This window comes from Streptomyces phaeofaciens, from assembly GCF_014648915.1.
GTDB classification, from domain to species: domain Bacteria; phylum Actinomycetota; class Actinomycetes; order Streptomycetales; family Streptomycetaceae; genus Streptomyces; species Streptomyces phaeofaciens.
Map to the genome: position 1 here is coordinate 125,637 of NZ_BMSA01000009.1, position 15,432 is coordinate 141,068.

The window sequence follows — 15,432 nt, forward strand, 5'->3', positions numbered from 1 at the left end:
AGCATGCCGCACGCTCCCGTCTACTCCCCGGGAGGTATCCGCACTGCCGCTGGCCGTACGACGACCCGGACCCCCTGCGCGCGGGACGGTCGAGGCGTAACGGAAGACGGAAGACCTCACCGAGGAGATGACCGAGATGAACACCCTGGCGAACTGGGACGGCGGCCCCGGCCCGTGGATCCTGTTCCTCCCGTTGATCTGGGCGGCCGTCGTCGTCGGCGTCGTCACGTTCCTGCGCCGCACGGTGTGGCGCGGCCGCCGCGGCCCGTGGAACACGGTGGACGCGCGCCCCACCGGCGACTCGCCCCTGGCGGTCCTCGGCCGGCGCTTCGCCTCCGGCGAGATCGACGAGGACGAGTACTGGCGCCGGCTGTCCGTCCTGGACGAGCAGTTCGGCCGGTTCGACCGGTTCGACCGCAAGGGTGGTGCGGCATGACGACCGCGACCGCCACCCGGACTGCCGCCCGGGTCGTCGACGCCGTGAAGGTCTACGGCGTCGGCGACACCGCCGTACGGGCCCTGGACGGGGTGAGCGTGGCCTTTCCGGCCGGACGCTTCACCGCGATCATGGGCCCGTCGGGCTCCGGCAAGTCCACCCTGATGCACTGCGCAGCCGGCCTGGACACGCTCACCTCCGGCACCGCCCACATCGGCGACACCGAGCTGGGCACCCTCGACGACCGCCGTCTGACACTGCTGCGCCGCGACCGGGTCGGCTTCGTCTTCCAGGCGTTCAACCTGGTGCCCACCCTCACCGTCGAGGAGAACATCCGGCTGCCGCTGGACCTCGCGGGCGAGCGGGGCGAGCGGGAGCGGATCGACGCCCTGATCGACGTCGTCGGACTGCGCGACCGGCTCCGCCACCGGCCCTCGGAACTCTCCGGCGGCCAGCAGCAGCGGGTCGCCGTGGCCCGGGCGTTCGCCGGCCGCCCCGATGTCGTCTTCGCCGACGAGCCCACCGGCAACCTCGACTCCCGCTCCGGCGGAGAGGTGCTCGGGCTGCTCGCCCGGACCGTGCGCGAGACCGGCCGCACGGTCGTCATGGTCACCCACGACCCGGTGGCCGCCGCCCACGCCGACGAGGTCGTCTTCCTTGCCGACGGACGCCTCGTCGACCGGATGGAGTCCCCGACCGCCGACCGCGTCCTGGACCGCATGAAAGCCTTCGAGGTGCCGTCATGAGGACCGCCGTCCGCCTCAGCCTGTCCTCGCTCCGCGCCCACCGGCGCCGCTTCGCCGGGACCTTCCTCGCCGTCTTCCTCGGCGTGGCCTTCCTGGCCGGCACCCTCGTCATGGGCGACACCCTGCGCGCGAGCTTCGACTCGATGTTCGGCAGCGCGACCGCCGGCACGGACGCGGTGGTCCGGGGCGCCGACGCCGTCACCACCCCCGGCGAGAGCCAGGGCGTGCGAGCCCCCGTGCCCACCTCCCTGGTCACGGCCGTCGAGGCGGTCCCCGGCGTGGCGGCCGCCGCCCCGGACATCCAGGGCGCGGGCCAGCTCGTCGGCCGCGACGGCGAGCCGATCGGCGGCCAGGGCCCGCCCACCCTCGCCGGCAACTGGATCACCGATCCGAAGCTCAATCCCTACCGGCTCGCCGAGGGCCGTGCCCCCGCCCGCTCCGGCGAGGTCGTCGTCAACCGCGGCGCCGCCGACAAGGGCGGCCTGGGGATCGGCGACACCACCACCCTCAGGACGCCGGACCCGGTGCGGGTGACGATCGTCGGCCTCGCGACCTTCGGCGGCGAGGACGGCATGGCCCAGGTGACGTTCACCGGGCTGACCCGCGCCGACGCCGAGAAGTACCTCACCGCCCGGCCCGGCCTGGCCGCGAGCATCGTGGTGCGGGCCGAACCCGGCGTGAGCGGGTCGCAGCTCGTCGACCGGCTGACTCCCGTACTGCCACACGGAGTCGAGGCCATCACCGGCCGACAGGCCGCGCAGGAGAACACCGACATGATCGCCAGCCAGTTTTTGACGATCTTCACCACGTTCCTGCTGGTGTTCTCCGGGGTCGCCCTGCTCGTCGCGACCTTCTCCATCCACAACACCTTCGCGATCGTCGTCGCCCAGCGCACCCGGGACAACGCCCTGCTGCGCGCGCTCGGCGCCTCCCGGCGTCAGGTCACCGCCGCGACCCTCGTCGAGGCGGGCGCGGTCGCCGTGATCGCCTCCGCGGCCGGACTCGCGGGCGGCATCGGCATCGCGGCCGGCCTCCAGGCCCTGTTCCCGGCCATCGGATTCCCGTTCCCCGAGGGGGACCTGGTGATCGGCATCCTGTCGCTCACCCTGCCGCTGGCGGTCGGCGTCCTGGTCTGCGTCGGCTCCGCGCTCCTGCCCGCCGTACGCGCCGGGCGCACCGCCCCGCTGGCCGCGCTGCGCGAGACCGCCGTCGACACCTCCGGCGCCTCCCGCCCGCGCGCGGTCACCGGAGCCGGCCTGCTCGCCCTCGCCCTCGCGATGACCCTCACCGGCGTGCTGGTCTCCCCGTCCGTCTGGCCGGCCGGCGTCGGCGCCGTCCTGGCCCTGGCCGCCTTCGTCGTCCTCGGCCCGGTCGCCTCCGGTACGGCCGTGCGGGTGCTCGGCGCCCCCCTCGAACGGCTCCGGGGTGTCACCGGCGGGCTCGCCCGGCGCAACGCCCTGCGCAGCCCCGGGCGGACCGCCGCCACCGCGAGCGCGCTGATGATCGGCGTGGCCGTGGTCGCCCTGTTCACCGTGTTCGGGGCCTCGCTCAAGGCGACCATGGACCAGACCGTCTCCCGCTCCTTCGCGGGCGACGTCGCCGTCAGCACCCCGTCCTTCGGCGCCGGCGGCAGCGGCCTCAGCCCGAAACTGGCCCCCGCGATCGCCGCCCTCCCGGAGGTCGACACCGCCGTCGGACTCGGGCGCGGGGTCGCCGAGGTGGACGGCGCGGGACGGGCGCTGACCGTCACCGACCCGGTGGCACTGGAACGGACCTTCGACCTCGGCGAGGTGCGGGGCTCCCTGCGCGACCTCGGCACCGACGGCCTCGCCCTCACCGGGCAGGAGGCCGACCGGCGGGGCCTCCACCTCGGCGACACGGCCCGCCTCACCTTCACCGACGGCGAACGGCGGACCTTCACCGTCCGCGCGGTCTACGGCCGTTCCGAGCTCGCCGGCGACTACGTCGTCACCCGCGCCGCCTGGGCCCCGCACCGCACCCAGGACGCGGACACGCTGGTCGCCGTCTCCTTCAAGGACGGTGTGGCCACGAGCGCCGGCGAGGCGGCGGTCGAAAAGGTCGCCGAGCGGTACGGCAACCCCGAGGTCCAGACCCGCGACGAGTACGCCGCGTCCTCGGCGGGCGGCATCGACATGATGCTCACGCTCGTCTACGCCCTGCTCGCCCTCGCCGTCCTCATCGCGCTGCTCGGCATCGCCAACACGCTGACTCTGGCCGTCCACGAGCGCACCCGCGAACTGGGGCTGCTGCGGGCCGTCGGCCAGACCCGGTCCCAGCTGCGGGCCATGGTCCGCTGGGAGTCGGTGCTGGTCGCCGCGTTCGGCACGGCGGGCGGACTGGTGCTCGGCGCCTTCCTGGGCTGGGTCCTGGTCCGCGCCTCCGACGGGGCGAGCGACAGCTCCTTCGCCTTCGCCGTGCCGCCCGCCCAGCTCGCCGTGGTGGCCCTGGTGGGCCTCGCGGCGGGCGCCCTCGCGGGCCTGCGCCCGGCCCGGCGGGCCGCCCGGCTGGACGTCCTGCGGGCCATCGCCACGGAATGACCGGCACCCGGGCGCACCGGTCGTGCCGCGTGGTGACCGGCCCCCGAAGGGCGGGCCGCACCGTGGCACGACCCGCACCCTCAGGCCAGGTCACCGCCCGGTCAGCCGACGACGGCGGACCGGGCGGGAGCATGCGCGGGCCGGTGCGCGTCCACGGAGACGACCTCCGCGAACCGCGGCGCGACCTGTTCCCGGGGCGTACGGCGCGGCGGACGGGCCACCCGCTCCGGCGGGGAGACCGCCGCGGGCAGCGTGAACCAGACGACCTTGCCGGACTCGCCGTCCGGCCGCGCGCCCCAGCTCTCGCTCACCGCGGCCACCATCGCGAGCCCGCGCCCGCAGGTGGCGAGCGCCTCCTCGTCGACGGCCCCGACCACCGGAAGCCGCGGATCGTGGTCCCGGACGGAGACGGTGAGCCGGTCGAGCAGCACCTCCATCTCCACGACGCACAACTTGTCGGGCTCGGCGTGCCGGTGGACGTTGGTCAACAGCTCCGTCACACCGAGCGCGGCCCGGTCTATCAAGGGATCCAGATGCCAGTAGCGCAACTGCGCCGATACGATTCTGCGGACCTGGCCGATCCGCGACGGCAGGGCTTGGAGCTCCACCGTGCAGTGCCTGCTTGGGTTGCTGATCACGGCTGCGACTCCCCGACTGAGGTCCGGAAGAACACGGAGTTCGGATCGATCGAGCAGAGCTGCTGCGCAAGGCGGCCGCCTGCTGTCGTGGCCGGCGGGGCTGGTTCGCAGCGTTATCGCCGGTAAACCCAGAGTGACGTGAGAACAGCGTGACTCAGGGGATACGACTGCGCAACTCGCGCCGCGTCAGCGGCGCCGGCCCGCGGCCTTCCGCACGGCTTCGATGAACCGGCGGGCCGCGGGCGGGCCGGGCTCGCCGGGGGCCGGGTCGTGGTCGCCGAGGGTCAGCAGGTACCGGTTGCCGTTCAGGTCGGCCAGCGCCCGGTCCTCCGGGGCGAACCAGGGCCGGGAGGCGCGGACCGCCTGCACCGGCGCACTGTCGATCTCGCTGCCGTAGCTGGTGAGCAGCTCCAGCCTGCCGCCGCTGATCCGCACCTGCCCGGCCCGGGTGAGCGAGCGCAGCCGCTTCCCGATCCGCACGCCCGTCGCCGTGAACTCCGGCTCCGCCATGCCTCTCCGCCCCCTCGCGGTCGTCCTCCGCCGATCGAACTCGTGTCCGTGATTCCGTGTGCGCCCCCGTGCGGGACCCGCTCCCGCCCAGGGGCTTTCGCCCGGTCCGGGAGTTTCGCCCCGCCCGGTGCAGTCTGCCCGCGCCGGGCGTCGAGCACCAGTACGCACGCCGGGCCGGTCCGCGCCGGGGGAGCATTCGCGCGAATGCGCCCCCCGGCTGTCCACGCCCGCCCCCCAGCGTCGCCTTTGAGGCCCTCAAAGGTGTGTTTATGCAGGTGAGAAGCGGTACGGAAGGTGCCTATGATCGGTGTGTCGGCCGCGCGACACGCCGTTTGCGCGAAGTGCGAAGGAGCCCCGCCGTGACCACCCCTCAGCAGACCCGGACCGGTGCCACCCTCGACGTCGACCACAGCGACGCCGCCTACCGCGGCTGGCTGAAAGAAGCCGTCCGCCGGGTCCAGGCCGACGCCAACCGTTCGGCCGACACCCATCTGCTGCGCTTCCCCCTCCCGGACCGCTGGGGCATCGACCTGTACCTCAAGGACGAGTCGACCCACCCGACCGGCAGCCTCAAGCACCGCCTGGCCCGCTCCCTCTTCCTCTACGGCCTCTGCAACGGCTGGATCCGGCCGGGCCGCCCGGTGATCGAGGCGTCCAGCGGCTCCACGGCCGTCTCCGAGGCGTACTTCGCCAAGCTGATCGGCGTGCCCTTCATCGCCGTCATGCCGCGCACCACCAGCGCCGAGAAGATCCGCCTCATCGAGTTCCACGGCGGGAGCTGCCACTTCGTCGACGACTCCCGCACGATGTACGAGGAGTCCGCCCGTCTCGCGGCGGACACCGGCGGCCACTACATGGACCAGTTCACCTACGCCGAACGGGCCACGGACTGGCGCGGCAACAACAACATCGCCGAATCCATCTTCCGGCAGCTGGAGTTGGAGCGGTTCCCGGAGCCCGCGTGGATCGTGGCCACGGCCGGCACCGGCGGCACCTCGGCGACCCTCGCCCGCTACGTCCACTACACCCAGCGCGACACCCGCATCTGTGTCGCCGACCCGGACAACTCCTGTTTCTTCGAGGGCTGGACCAGCGGCGATCCCGACGTCACCTGCGACTGCGGCTCCCGTATCGAGGGCATCGGCCGGCCCCGGATGGAGCCCAGCTTCGTGCCCGGCGCCATCGACCGGATGATGAAGGTCCCCGACGCGGCCAGTGTCGCCGCCGTCCGCGCGCTGGAACAGGCCATCGGCCGCAAGGCGGGCGGTTCGACCGGCACCGGGCTGTGGAGCGCGCTCAAGATCGTCGCCGAGATGGTCGCGCAGGGGCGCCGCGGCAGCGTGGTCACCCTGCTGTGCGACCCGGGGGACCGCTATCTCGACAAGTACTACTCCGACACCTGGCTGGCCGAACAGGGCCTGGACATCGCCCCGTACACCGCGGCGATCGACTCCCTGCTGGCGACGGGCGTCTGGCCGGAATGAGCCGGGCGGCCGGGCCGGGAGCGAGCGGAGGCCGGTGCCGGCGGGACGATGCCCGGCCTCGGTGCTACCCCGCTGTCCTGAGCCGCCGGTCCAGTGCCGTCACCGCGCCCCGGAAGGACCGCCCCAGTCCGGGCCGGGCCAGCCGCAGCCCGGCCCGGAACACGGCCGGGCCGTCCGCCGCGAACGTCCACTGCACCCGGGTCCCGGCGCCCGCCGGAGTGAGCCGCCACTCCTCGACCAGGGCCCGGACGGCCGGGACGTTGGTGACGTCCACCCGATAGGCGTACACGCAGGCCGCTCCGGCCGCCTCGGCCGCGAGCACCGTCTCGCGGAAGCGCGTACCGCCCCGCAGCCGCACGTCCCGGGCCGAGCCGCCGTCCAGCGGCTGGGCGGAGGTCACCGCGGGGAACCACTCGGCCCAGCCGGGCACGTCCCGCGCGAGCGCCTCGAAGACCCGCTCCGGGGAAGCGACCACCTCACGGGCGAAGACCAGCCGTACGGGAGCGGTTCCGACGAAGTCGAGCCCTTCGGGGCGCAGTCGGCGGGCCATACGCGCAACCTCCTCGCGGCGAGGAAAACGGGTGCGTCACCCTAACGGCCGGTCCGTCAGATGTCTGCACCCTCATCGGGCTCGCCCGCCACCACCAGCCGACGCAGATGCTCGGCGATCTCCGCGCGGGCCGCGCCCGGCAGGCCGGCGTCCGTCACCAGCGTGTCGACCTGCTCCAGCTCGGCGAACGAACTCAGGCCCACCACACCCCACTTGGTGTGGTCGGCGACGACCACGACCCGGCGCGCCGACTGCACCAGCCGGCGGTTGGTCTCGGCCTCCGCCAGGTTCGGCGTCGACAGGCCCGCCTCGGCGGATATCCCGTGCACACCGAGGAACAGCAGATCGAAGTGGAGCGCCTTGATCGCCTGGTCGGCGACCGGCCCCACCAGCGAGTCGGACGGGGTGCGCACCCCGCCGGTCAGGACCACCGTGGCCGCGCCCTGACGCGGGCCCGAGGTGCGCTGCGCGACATGGAAGACGTCCGCCACCCGCACCGAGTTGGTCACGACGGTCAGGTCCGGCACGTCCACCAGCTGGTGCGCCAGCGCGTACGTCGTCGTACCGCCCGACAGGGCGATCGCGCTGCCCGGCGCGACCAGCTCGGCGGCGGCCCGCGCGATGTCCTCCTTGGCGGTCAGCTCCAGGCCTGACTTCGCCTCGAAGCCCGGCTCGTGGGTGCTGGCCTCCACGATCGGTACCGCACCTCCGTGCACCTTCTCCAGAACACCCTGACGGGCCAGCGCGTCGAGATCGCGGCGCACCGTCATGTCCGACACGCCGAGCTTGCGGGTCAGCTCGTTGACACGGACGCCCCCACGGCGCCGGACCTCGTCCAGGATCAGGGCGCGGCGCTGCTCCGCGAGGAGGTTCTGATTCTCGCTCACGTACGCTCCGGTCCTTTCCTCACACGTTCAACAGGCCCGCCCACCTGCTGCGACGAGGATGTTCTCCCTGGCCACGGTGCGCGGGCGTCCCATCCTTGCACGGGAGCGCCCGAGCCGTCCCACCGCCCCGACGCGTGCATGCCATTCCGAGGGGTGATCGGCTTCCGTCCCACGGTTCGGTCACCTCCCGTCACACGGACAGGCGGAGATTCGGTGACGAGAGGTGTAAGTCGCCCCCGGAGCGGAGATCCTGTGCCCGCACGGACACATGTCGACGGCGTGTCACGGGGGAAGTGCGAACGGTGGAACGATCCTCTCAGGGCGGAGAGGCCCTGGAACTGCTGGTCCACGGCGTGGGCGGGGCCACGCCCGAGAAGATGCTGAACGATCCGCGCACGGTGCGGATCACCGGCGACGACACGGCGGCGGTGTACCGGCGCGTCGACGACGCCGGGCCGGACGGCGCGGCCGCTCACCACGACCGGCCCGTCCCCGAGGCCTACGTCTGGTCCAACCTCACCTCCGGGAACGGCACCCGGGCGCTGTGGCTGTTGCTGCTGCCGTTCATGGTGGTCAACCTGGCCCACTGGATGCGCCCGGCGGCCCGGGAGGGCACCCGCGCGGTCCGTCTGTACGGACTGCTCGTGCGCCTGGCCGGGCTGAGCCTGACGGTGCTGCTGGTCGCCGCGGCCTGCGAGGTCGCCCTCGACCTCACGGCCTGGCAGTGCGCGGGCACACGCGCGTGCGCCGAGCGCCACTCCTGGCTGGGCTTCCTCTCGCCCGACGTCTCGGACGGCGGCTGGTGGAGCGCGCCCGGACGCCGCCTCGCCCTCGCCGCCCTGGTCCCGACCGCGCTGACCGGCCTCCTCTGGTACCTGTCCCACCGCACCTGGCGGGCGTACGAGTCCCAGGAACCCCTCGACCGCACGCCCGAACCGGAGAACGGCCCCGGCCACACCGCCCTGAGCCGCCCCGGCTTCTGGTACGGCCGCCGCCTGGTCGCCCGGCTGCGGGCGGCGCACACCGCGGCGGGCCTGCTGACGGTGGCCGCGGCGGTCGGTACGGCGGCGGCACGCGAGGACCGCCGGCCGGGCGGCCCGGTGCTCCTCGACCTGCTCGGCCGGTCCCTGGAAGGAGCGCTGGCCTGCGGCGCGCTGGCCGTGATCTGGGTGGTGTGCCGCCGCGGCCGCAGCGAGCGCCGCCTGGACCGCCGGCTGGACGCCCACCTCGTCCGGCGCCTCCCGCTCGCCACCCTCGTCCTCCTCGCCCTCACCCTCGGGTACGCCGGCTGGGCCCGACCGGGCTGGCAGTCGGGGGGACGCCTCCCGGGAGACACGACGTTCGGCACGATCGCTCTCGCCCAGGGCGTGGTCGTGCTCGCTCTCGCGGCGGTCGCCCACACGCTGCACCGTGCCGGGGGCGACGGCCCCGTCCCCGGAGCCTCGGGCGGGCGTTCCGCGCTGCGCGGGCTCGGCGGGCCCGCGGTCGCCATGCTGGCGTGCGCCCTCGGCGGGGTGATGTCCGGCGGCGTGTCCCAGCGGGTGTCGGACTGGCTGGACGGCACCGGAACCTTCCTCGACGGGCCACCGGTCCTGCTGACCTGGCAGGCCTCGGTGATTCCCGTCCTGCTCGCCGTCCTGCTGATCCTGTGCGCCCTGCTCGGCCGGAGCACCTGGCGGCTGACCCGCGCCGAGCGCGAGGCGGTCGCCCGCGAGTACGACGCCGATCCCGGCGACCCGGCCCGCACCGGCCGTATCGCCCGGGCCCGTGCCATGGCCACGCTCACCGACCGCGGCCCGCTCGTCGTCGGCGTCACCTCCGCCGCGACCCTGCTGCTGGGCGCCGGCGCGCTCGCCGGCGCCTTCGGCACGGGCCGGACACCGGTCCGCGCCACGGAGGGCGCCCCGGCCTTCGTCCAGGGCGCCGCCCAGACCGCGCAGGCGCTCGGCTCCTGGCTGATCGGCCTCGGCTTCATACTGTTCGTCACCTGGGGCCGGCGCGCCTACAAGGACGCCGCCGCCCGGCGGACCATCGGCATCCTCTGGGACGTCGGCACGTTCTGGCCGCGCGCCGCCCACCCCTTCGCCCCGCCCTGCTACGCCGAGCGCGCGGTGCCCGACCTCACCTGGCGGATGGCCACCTGGACCCGGGCCACCCGCGGACGCCTGGTGATCTCCGGCCACTCCCAGGGCAGCGTCCTCGCCGCCGCCGCGGCCTGGCAGCTGAAGCCCTCCGACCGCGCCCGCGTCGCCCTGCTCACCTACGGCTCCCCGATCGAGCGCCTCTACGGCCGCTGGTTCCCGGCCCACTTCGGACCCGCCGCGCTCGCCGCCCTGCACCGGGACATCGACTGCTGGCGCAACCTGTACCGGCTCACCGACCCCATCGGCGGTCCGGTACGGCTGTCCGGCGACGACTGCGGCCCCGTGGTCGATCACCCGCCGCTCGCGGACCCCCTGGCCTACGGCCGCACGGAGGCCCACCCCCTGCCCGGCCCCCTCCTCGGCCACTCCGACTACCAGGCGGACCCCGCCTTCGCCGACGAACGCGAGCGCCTGCTGGCCCGCCTGCGCCCGGAGGTCCCCGCGGCGCGCACGGGTGCGGAGAGCTAGGGCAGCTCGGGCAGGTCCTCCGGGAACAGCAGGGTCAGGTCGTCCGTGCTGGGTTCCGCGACCTGGGCGACACGGCCCGCGTGACGTTCCACCATCGCCTCGAAGGTCTGGCGCGCGGTACGGCCGTTGCCGAAGGCGGGGCCCTTGGGGAACTCGCCGAAGTACTTCAGCAGGGCGTCGGTGGTGCCCGGCGCCAGCCGGTACTCGTGCTCCTCGGCCTGCTGCTCCACGATCCGCAGCAGTTCCTCGGGGCCGTAGTCCCCGAAGGTGATGGTCCGCGAGAAACGGGACGCCACTCCGGGGTTGACCGTCAGGAAGCGCTCCATCTCCGCCGTGTAGCCCGCGACGATCACCACCACCGAGTCACGGTGGTCCTCCATCAGCTTCACGAGCGTGTCGATGGCCTCCTTGCCGAAGTCCCGCCCCGCGTCCTCCGGCGACAGCGCGTACGCCTCGTCGATGAACAGCACTCCGCCGTGCGCCCGCTGGAACGCCTCCTGGGTGCGGATCGCCGTGGACCCGATGTGCTCGCCGACCAGGTCGACCCGGGACACCTCGACGAGATGCCCCTTCTCCAGCACGCCCAGCGAGGCGAGGATCTCGCCGTAGAGACGGGCGACCGTGGTCTTGCCGGTGCCGGGGGAGCCGGTGAAGACCAGATGCCGCTTGACCGAGGCCGCCTTCAGGCCCGCCCGCTGCCGGCGCCGGCCCACCTCGATCATGTCGGTCAGCGCCCGCACCTCGCGCTTGACGCTCTCCAGGCCCACCAGCGCGTCGAGTTCGCCCAGCACGTCCTTGGAGGTCCGCGCCGACTCGTCCGCCCCGGCCGCGGTGGCCGGCACGGGCTCGGGCGCGGTCAGCCGCTGCTCGGGCAGGGCACCGAAGACCAGCCCCGTCGAGGGCGCGGTGCTCTGCGCGGCCGTCTCCCGCACCCCGGCGCTCTCGTCGCTCGCGCAGTCCTCGACCACGGACCCCGAACCGGGCGGCGCGTCCGCGCCCTCCGCGAACTCGTATCCCCCGCGCGCGCAGCGTTCCGTACGGCATCGGCGCAGGGTCGTACGGCAACCGTCTATCACGTGGAAGCCGTAGCCGCCGCTGTTGGTCACCCGGCAGTTCAGGAAGGTGCCCCGGCCGCCCGCCGACACATAGAAGCCGGCCTCGGCGGGGGAGTCGACCGTGCAGCGCTCCACGGTGGGGTCGGCGCCCTTGGTGACGATGACTCCGGTCTGTGTGCCGTCCACCGTGCAGTTGTTGAGGGTGCCGCCGCTGCCGTGGTCACGGAACCACGCGCCGGTCGCCGCGTCCCGGATCCGGCAGTCGTCGAGCTGGGCGGTCGCGCCGTCGCTCACCGACACGGCCGTGTTGCGCACCTGGGACAGGTCGCTGTCGACCACGTCGGCGCGCGAGCCCCGGTCCAGGACGAACAGGGCGTCCGGCACGTCGTGCACCCGGCAGGAGTCGAGGACGGCGGTCGCGCCGTCGCTGACCCAGACGGCCGGGTAGTCGCCGGTGCTGTCGAAGATCTCGCACTGGTTGGCGTCCACCCGGGTGCCCGGGTCCCACACCGACAGGCCGTTGCGCCCGAACTGACGCACCGTCGTGCGGGTCAGCGTCAGGACCGAGCGGGAGCGCAGGTCGACCGCGTTCTCCGGGATGTCGTGGATGCGGCAGTCAGCCAGGGTGAGCACGGCGTCCGTGTCGAGTGTGACGCCGTCGGCCGCGGTGCGGTGCACATCGCAGTCCGTGAGGTGCGCGCTGGCCCGGGCGGTGATCTGCACCCCGCTGCCCCGGACCTCGTAGACCTCGCATCCCACGGCTTCCAGCTGGGAGTTCTCCCCGGTGGCGCTCAGACCGGGGCCCGAGGCGTGGTGCACCCGGCAGCGCTCCAGCCGGGGGTGCGCGCCCCCGCTCACCGTCACCCCCGCCTGCCCGGCGGCGACGACCTCGCACTCCTCGAAGACCCCGCCGCCCCCGTCGGCCACGGCGATGCCGATGCCCGCGGGGTTGTCCACGGTGCACCGGCGGACGGTCGGCCGCGCGCTGCCGCGCACCTCGATGCCGGCCGCCGAGCGGGTGACGATCCGTACGTCCAGCAGCTCCGGCGTGCCCTCCTCGACCAGCACCGCGGGCGCGGCCGCGTCCTGGCCCTCCACGTACAGGTCCTGGACCACGGCCGAGGCGCGGACGGTCAGCGGCACTCCGTCCGCGGGCGCGATCCGCACGGAGCCGGGGGAGCCCTCGGGGCCGCGCAGGGTCACCGACCGCTGTACGACGAGGTTCTCCCGGTAGGTGCCGGGAGCGATGGTGAGGACGTCGCCCTCGGCCGCGGCCTCCAGGGCGGCGGCGAGCGATGCGTACTCACCCGTGCGGCGGCGCCACCTCGATGTGCCGGTGTGCGTCACCTGGACCGTGCCCTGTGCCATGGCGTTGCTGTGCCCCCACCTCGTCGTACGCGGGTTGATGCCTCATCGTTCGGCCGGACCACCGTAGCGTGCGCACGGGCGCTGGGTTGACCAGAGACATAAGGCTGTCAGCTGCCCGTACCGGTACGGCCCCAGTCCGGACCCGCGCGGTCCCATGCCTGGTCCCAACGGGCGTACCGGCGGCGGACCATGCGCCAGACGATCACCCGCCGGCTGCCCTCGACCGTACCCGCGGTCAGCAGCGCGGCGCCGAATCCGGCGAGTACGGCGTGTGTCGTCGCCGTCGCGGAGTCCAGGGGGCGGGCCACCAGGGTGCCGTGGGCGTCCGTCCATATCTCGAACCGGTCGCCCCGGTGGGGGGTTTTGAGGCTCGCCAGGACCCTGCCCTGCCGTGTGGTGCCGTCCGGGGCGGTCCAGCCGGCGACGACCCGGCTGCGGGCGTCCCGGCCGGAGGTCGCCTCCGGGTCCGCCTCCAGCGGTGAACCGTCCACCTTCCGCACCACGGTGGCCGTGACCACATGGCGGGAGCGGTGCTGCTCGTGGACCGACCGCTGGAGGGCGTCCTGCGCGACCGCGCCGACCACCGAGCCCACCACGGGGGCGACGAGGAGGATCAGGAGCAACGCGGTCAGCGCCACCCACGCCTCGACCAGATCCGTCGTTCGGCGCAGCGGGTTGTGCCGCCAGCGCCAGATACCGCCGATCGCTCGCACCGTCCCGCACCCCCTTCCCGCTCCGTGATAACCCCCCGTGGAGCCGTTCACGCGCGCGTCCCGTCAAAGAGAGAGCGAAATCACCTGTGCCCGGGACCCCTCACGAACGCCTCACGAACGGCCCAACGCTCCGGCACCCGGCGGCGGTTCCCTCGCCGGGCGCGTCGCCCGGAACACCGGCCGGATCCACTCGGTGACGAGGGTGGCAGGGGTGGCAGGGGTGATGGAGGTGTCGGGGCCGGGTTCCGGCCGGATCGCCGGTGCGCCGGACACCGGCCCCGGCCCGGGCGCCGCGTCCCGGCCGGCGCTACCCGGTGACGTGGACCGGGTCGCCGATCCGGATCGTGCCCCGGGACAGCGGCACCAGGTTCTGGCCGAAGACCAGCTTGCCGTCGATCCGGCGGTGCCTGGCCAGGGAGTACAGAGGCTCCTTGCCGCGTCCCGCGGTGGTCTGGTCGGTGGTGGTCACGACACACCGCCCGCACATCTTGGCGACCCGGAAGGCGACCTCGCCGATCCGGACGCGCGACCAGCCGTCCTCGGCCCAGGGGCCGGTGCCCGCCACGACCACGTTCGGCCGGAACCGGTTCATCGGCAGCGGCCCCTCACCGGCGTGATCGCCCCGCGCGATCAGCGTGTTGAGGGCGTCCAGCGACGCGACCGAGGTGACCAGCAGCGGGTATCCGTCGGCGAACGTGACCGTCTCCCCGGGCAGCGCGTACTCCGGGTCCACCGGACGGCGCGTCGCGGGATCGTCCATGTGGACCAGCCGCACCTCGGCACCGAGGTGGGCGCTGCACCAGGCGTGTGCCGCGGCGTCGGCCGGGACCCCCTCCACCTTGTCCCGGAAGATCTCCATCGACACCGTGTCCCCCGGCTCGGGCACCGCCACGGTCAGCGGCTCCAGACCGGGCGCGGACAGCCGGAGGCCGCCGCCGGGCAGAAGCTCGGCGGCGGCCAGCGCGAGGCGCGGCTGCTGGCGTTGTGTGACGACCTTTCCCCCGTCGTCGATCAGCGCCCAGCGTCGGTCTCCGGCCAGCCCCCAGGGCTCCACGACGGCCTCCCGGGGCGACTGGCCCCGGAACGCCTTGACCGGATGGATGTGAATCGACAGCAGTTCCGCGTTCCCCATGGAGTCATCCTGCCAGGTGACAGGATGTCCCCCGGTCGGCTCAGTAGCCGCGGTACTGCTGCTGGTTGTTGTACGGGTCCTGGTACTGCGGCGCGGCGGGCCGGGGAGCCGCGGGGCGCATCGCCTCGTAGCCCATCGGGGCCGCCGGGCGCGGCTGCTGCATCTGCGGGCCCGGGTAGCCGCGCGGCGCGGTCGCCTGCGGCGGGATGTACGCCGCGGGGGCCTGCTGGAGCGGCGAGGGCTGCTGCGCCTGCGGGTAGCCGTACATCGGCTGGGACGGGGCCGCCGGGAGGGCGGGCAGTGCCGACGGCAACGCGGGCAGGTTGCTGCCGACCATGCCCGTGTCGTAGGCGGCGGGGACCCGGATCGGAGCGATCTGCGGGGTGCCCCGCTCGGCCACGAGCGAGTCGTAGATCGGAGTGTCCGGGAAGGCGGAGTAGTAGCCGCCATAAGTGGAGCGGGGGGAGGTCATGGCACATAAGTTAAGCCCACGATGTGCTGGTTGGGGAGACCGATAAGAGGGTTGTTTTCCGTGTCCGCAGTGACCTCGGATCCCCAATGCGAGCGAACATGGGGAAAAGGGGCGGCAATCTCCGTGCTGATCGTGTAAAAGCCGAGTTCCGAGCGGGTTACCCACGGATCGGCGGGGTGCGATCCTGTGCTCCGGATGGGCCTGTGACGTCCCTCGGAATAGGTTGAACGGGTAGACAACCCGAGAGGTGCCGGGACGGGTGGCCCGGTGC

Annotated in this window: 13 protein-coding genes; 5 read left to right on the forward strand and 8 right to left on the reverse strand. The window is 73.8% G+C overall.

Features of this window, described 5'->3' with window-relative positions; translation table 11 throughout:
- Positions 1–136: 136 nt before the first annotated feature.
- Genes IE275_RS17190 through IE275_RS17200 form a run of 3 tightly spaced genes read left to right on the forward strand, consistent with a single transcriptional unit; the run spans position 137 to position 3,740 of the window.
- A complete protein-coding gene (locus tag IE275_RS17190) occupies positions 137–436 on the forward strand; it encodes an SHOCT domain-containing protein (protein ID WP_189712322.1) in 300 nt (99 codons plus the stop codon).
- Positions 433–1,182 (forward strand): ABC transporter ATP-binding protein, encoded by a 750-nt coding sequence (locus tag IE275_RS17195; protein ID WP_189712189.1) that lies wholly within the window; start codon positions 433–435, stop codon positions 1,180–1,182. The genes IE275_RS17190 and IE275_RS17195 overlap by 4 nt, the downstream gene beginning before the upstream one ends.
- Positions 1,179–3,740, forward strand: coding sequence for an ABC transporter permease (locus IE275_RS17200; RefSeq protein ID WP_189712190.1), 2,562 nt, complete (start codon positions 1,179–1,181; stop codon positions 3,738–3,740). Before IE275_RS17195 ends, IE275_RS17200 begins: the two co-directional genes overlap by 4 nt.
- Positions 3,741–3,841: 101 nt before the next feature.
- Here IE275_RS17200 and IE275_RS17205 read toward each other — a convergent pair whose 3' ends face one another.
- Entirely contained in the window at positions 3,842–4,378 is a 537-nt protein-coding gene (locus tag IE275_RS17205) for an ATP-binding protein (protein WP_189712191.1), read from the reverse strand.
- A gap of 186 nt (positions 4,379–4,564) precedes the next feature.
- Positions 4,565–4,888: a hypothetical protein gene (locus tag IE275_RS17210; protein ID WP_189712192.1), complete on the reverse strand. Its 324-nt coding sequence runs from the start codon at positions 4,886–4,888 to the stop codon at positions 4,565–4,567.
- A gap of 359 nt (positions 4,889–5,247) precedes the next feature.
- Between IE275_RS17210 and cds1 the strand changes: the two genes are divergently transcribed.
- A complete protein-coding gene (cds1, locus tag IE275_RS17215; protein ID WP_189712193.1) occupies positions 5,248–6,372 on the forward strand; it encodes an L-cysteine desulfhydrase Cds1 in 1,125 nt (374 codons plus the stop codon).
- Positions 6,373–6,436: 64 nt separating this feature from the next.
- Here cds1 and IE275_RS17220 read toward each other — a convergent pair whose 3' ends face one another.
- Positions 6,437–6,922, reverse strand: a complete 486-nt coding sequence (locus IE275_RS17220; protein WP_189712194.1) for an SRPBCC family protein — start codon at positions 6,920–6,922, stop codon at positions 6,437–6,439.
- Positions 6,923–6,978: 56 nt separating this feature from the next.
- A complete protein-coding gene (locus IE275_RS17225) occupies positions 6,979–7,809 on the reverse strand; it encodes a DeoR/GlpR family DNA-binding transcription regulator (RefSeq protein WP_189712195.1) in 831 nt (276 codons plus the stop codon).
- 302 nt (positions 7,810–8,111) lie between these two features.
- On the opposite strand from IE275_RS17225, the gene IE275_RS17230 reads away from it, so the two are divergent.
- Positions 8,112–10,421 (forward strand): hypothetical protein, encoded by a 2,310-nt coding sequence (locus IE275_RS17230; protein ID WP_189712196.1) that lies wholly within the window; start codon positions 8,112–8,114, stop codon positions 10,419–10,421.
- On the opposite strand, the gene IE275_RS17235 is transcribed toward IE275_RS17230, so the two are convergent.
- The 4 genes from IE275_RS17235 to IE275_RS17250 form a co-directional block, all read right to left on the reverse strand.
- Entirely contained in the window at positions 10,418–12,844 is a 2,427-nt protein-coding gene (locus IE275_RS17235; RefSeq protein WP_189712197.1) for a right-handed parallel beta-helix repeat-containing protein, read from the reverse strand. The genes IE275_RS17230 and IE275_RS17235 overlap by 4 nt on opposite strands.
- 107 nt (positions 12,845–12,951) lie before the next feature.
- On the reverse strand, positions 12,952–13,557 hold the full coding sequence (locus tag IE275_RS17240) for an Rv1733c family protein (RefSeq protein ID WP_189712198.1): 606 nt from the start codon (positions 13,555–13,557) through the stop codon (positions 12,952–12,954).
- Positions 13,558–13,864: 307 nt separating this feature from the next.
- On the reverse strand, positions 13,865–14,689 hold the full coding sequence (locus IE275_RS17245; RefSeq protein ID WP_189712199.1) for an MOSC domain-containing protein: 825 nt from the start codon (positions 14,687–14,689) through the stop codon (positions 13,865–13,867).
- A 40-nt stretch (positions 14,690–14,729) separates the two neighbouring features.
- Positions 14,730–15,161: a DUF6643 family protein gene (locus tag IE275_RS17250; RefSeq protein WP_189712200.1), complete on the reverse strand. Its 432-nt coding sequence runs from the start codon at positions 15,159–15,161 to the stop codon at positions 14,730–14,732.
- Between the last annotated feature and the right edge of the window lie 271 nt (positions 15,162–15,432).

Bases quoted from the DNA above. Each gene is read 5' to 3' on its own strand.
- IE275_RS17190 (WP_189712322.1), top strand. From the start codon at position 137: ATGAACACCCTGGCGAACTGGGACGGCGGCCCCGGCCCGTGGATCCTG.
- IE275_RS17195 (WP_189712189.1), top strand. From the start codon at position 433: ATGACGACCGCGACCGCCACCCGGACTGCCGCCCGGGTCGTCGACGCC.
- IE275_RS17200 (WP_189712190.1), top strand. From the start codon at position 1,179: ATGAGGACCGCCGTCCGCCTCAGCCTGTCCTCGCTCCGCGCCCACCGG.
- IE275_RS17210 (WP_189712192.1), bottom strand. From the start codon at position 4,888: ATGGCGGAGCCGGAGTTCACGGCGACGGGCGTGCGGATCGGGAAGCGG.
- IE275_RS17220 (WP_189712194.1), bottom strand. From the start codon at position 6,922: ATGGCCCGCCGACTGCGCCCCGAAGGGCTCGACTTCGTCGGAACCGCT.
- IE275_RS17235 (WP_189712197.1), bottom strand. From the start codon at position 12,844: ATGGCACAGGGCACGGTCCAGGTGACGCACACCGGCACATCGAGGTGG.
- IE275_RS17245 (WP_189712199.1), bottom strand. From the start codon at position 14,689: ATGGGGAACGCGGAACTGCTGTCGATTCACATCCATCCGGTCAAGGCG.
- IE275_RS17250 (WP_189712200.1), bottom strand. From the start codon at position 15,161: ATGACCTCCCCCCGCTCCACTTATGGCGGCTACTACTCCGCCTTCCCG.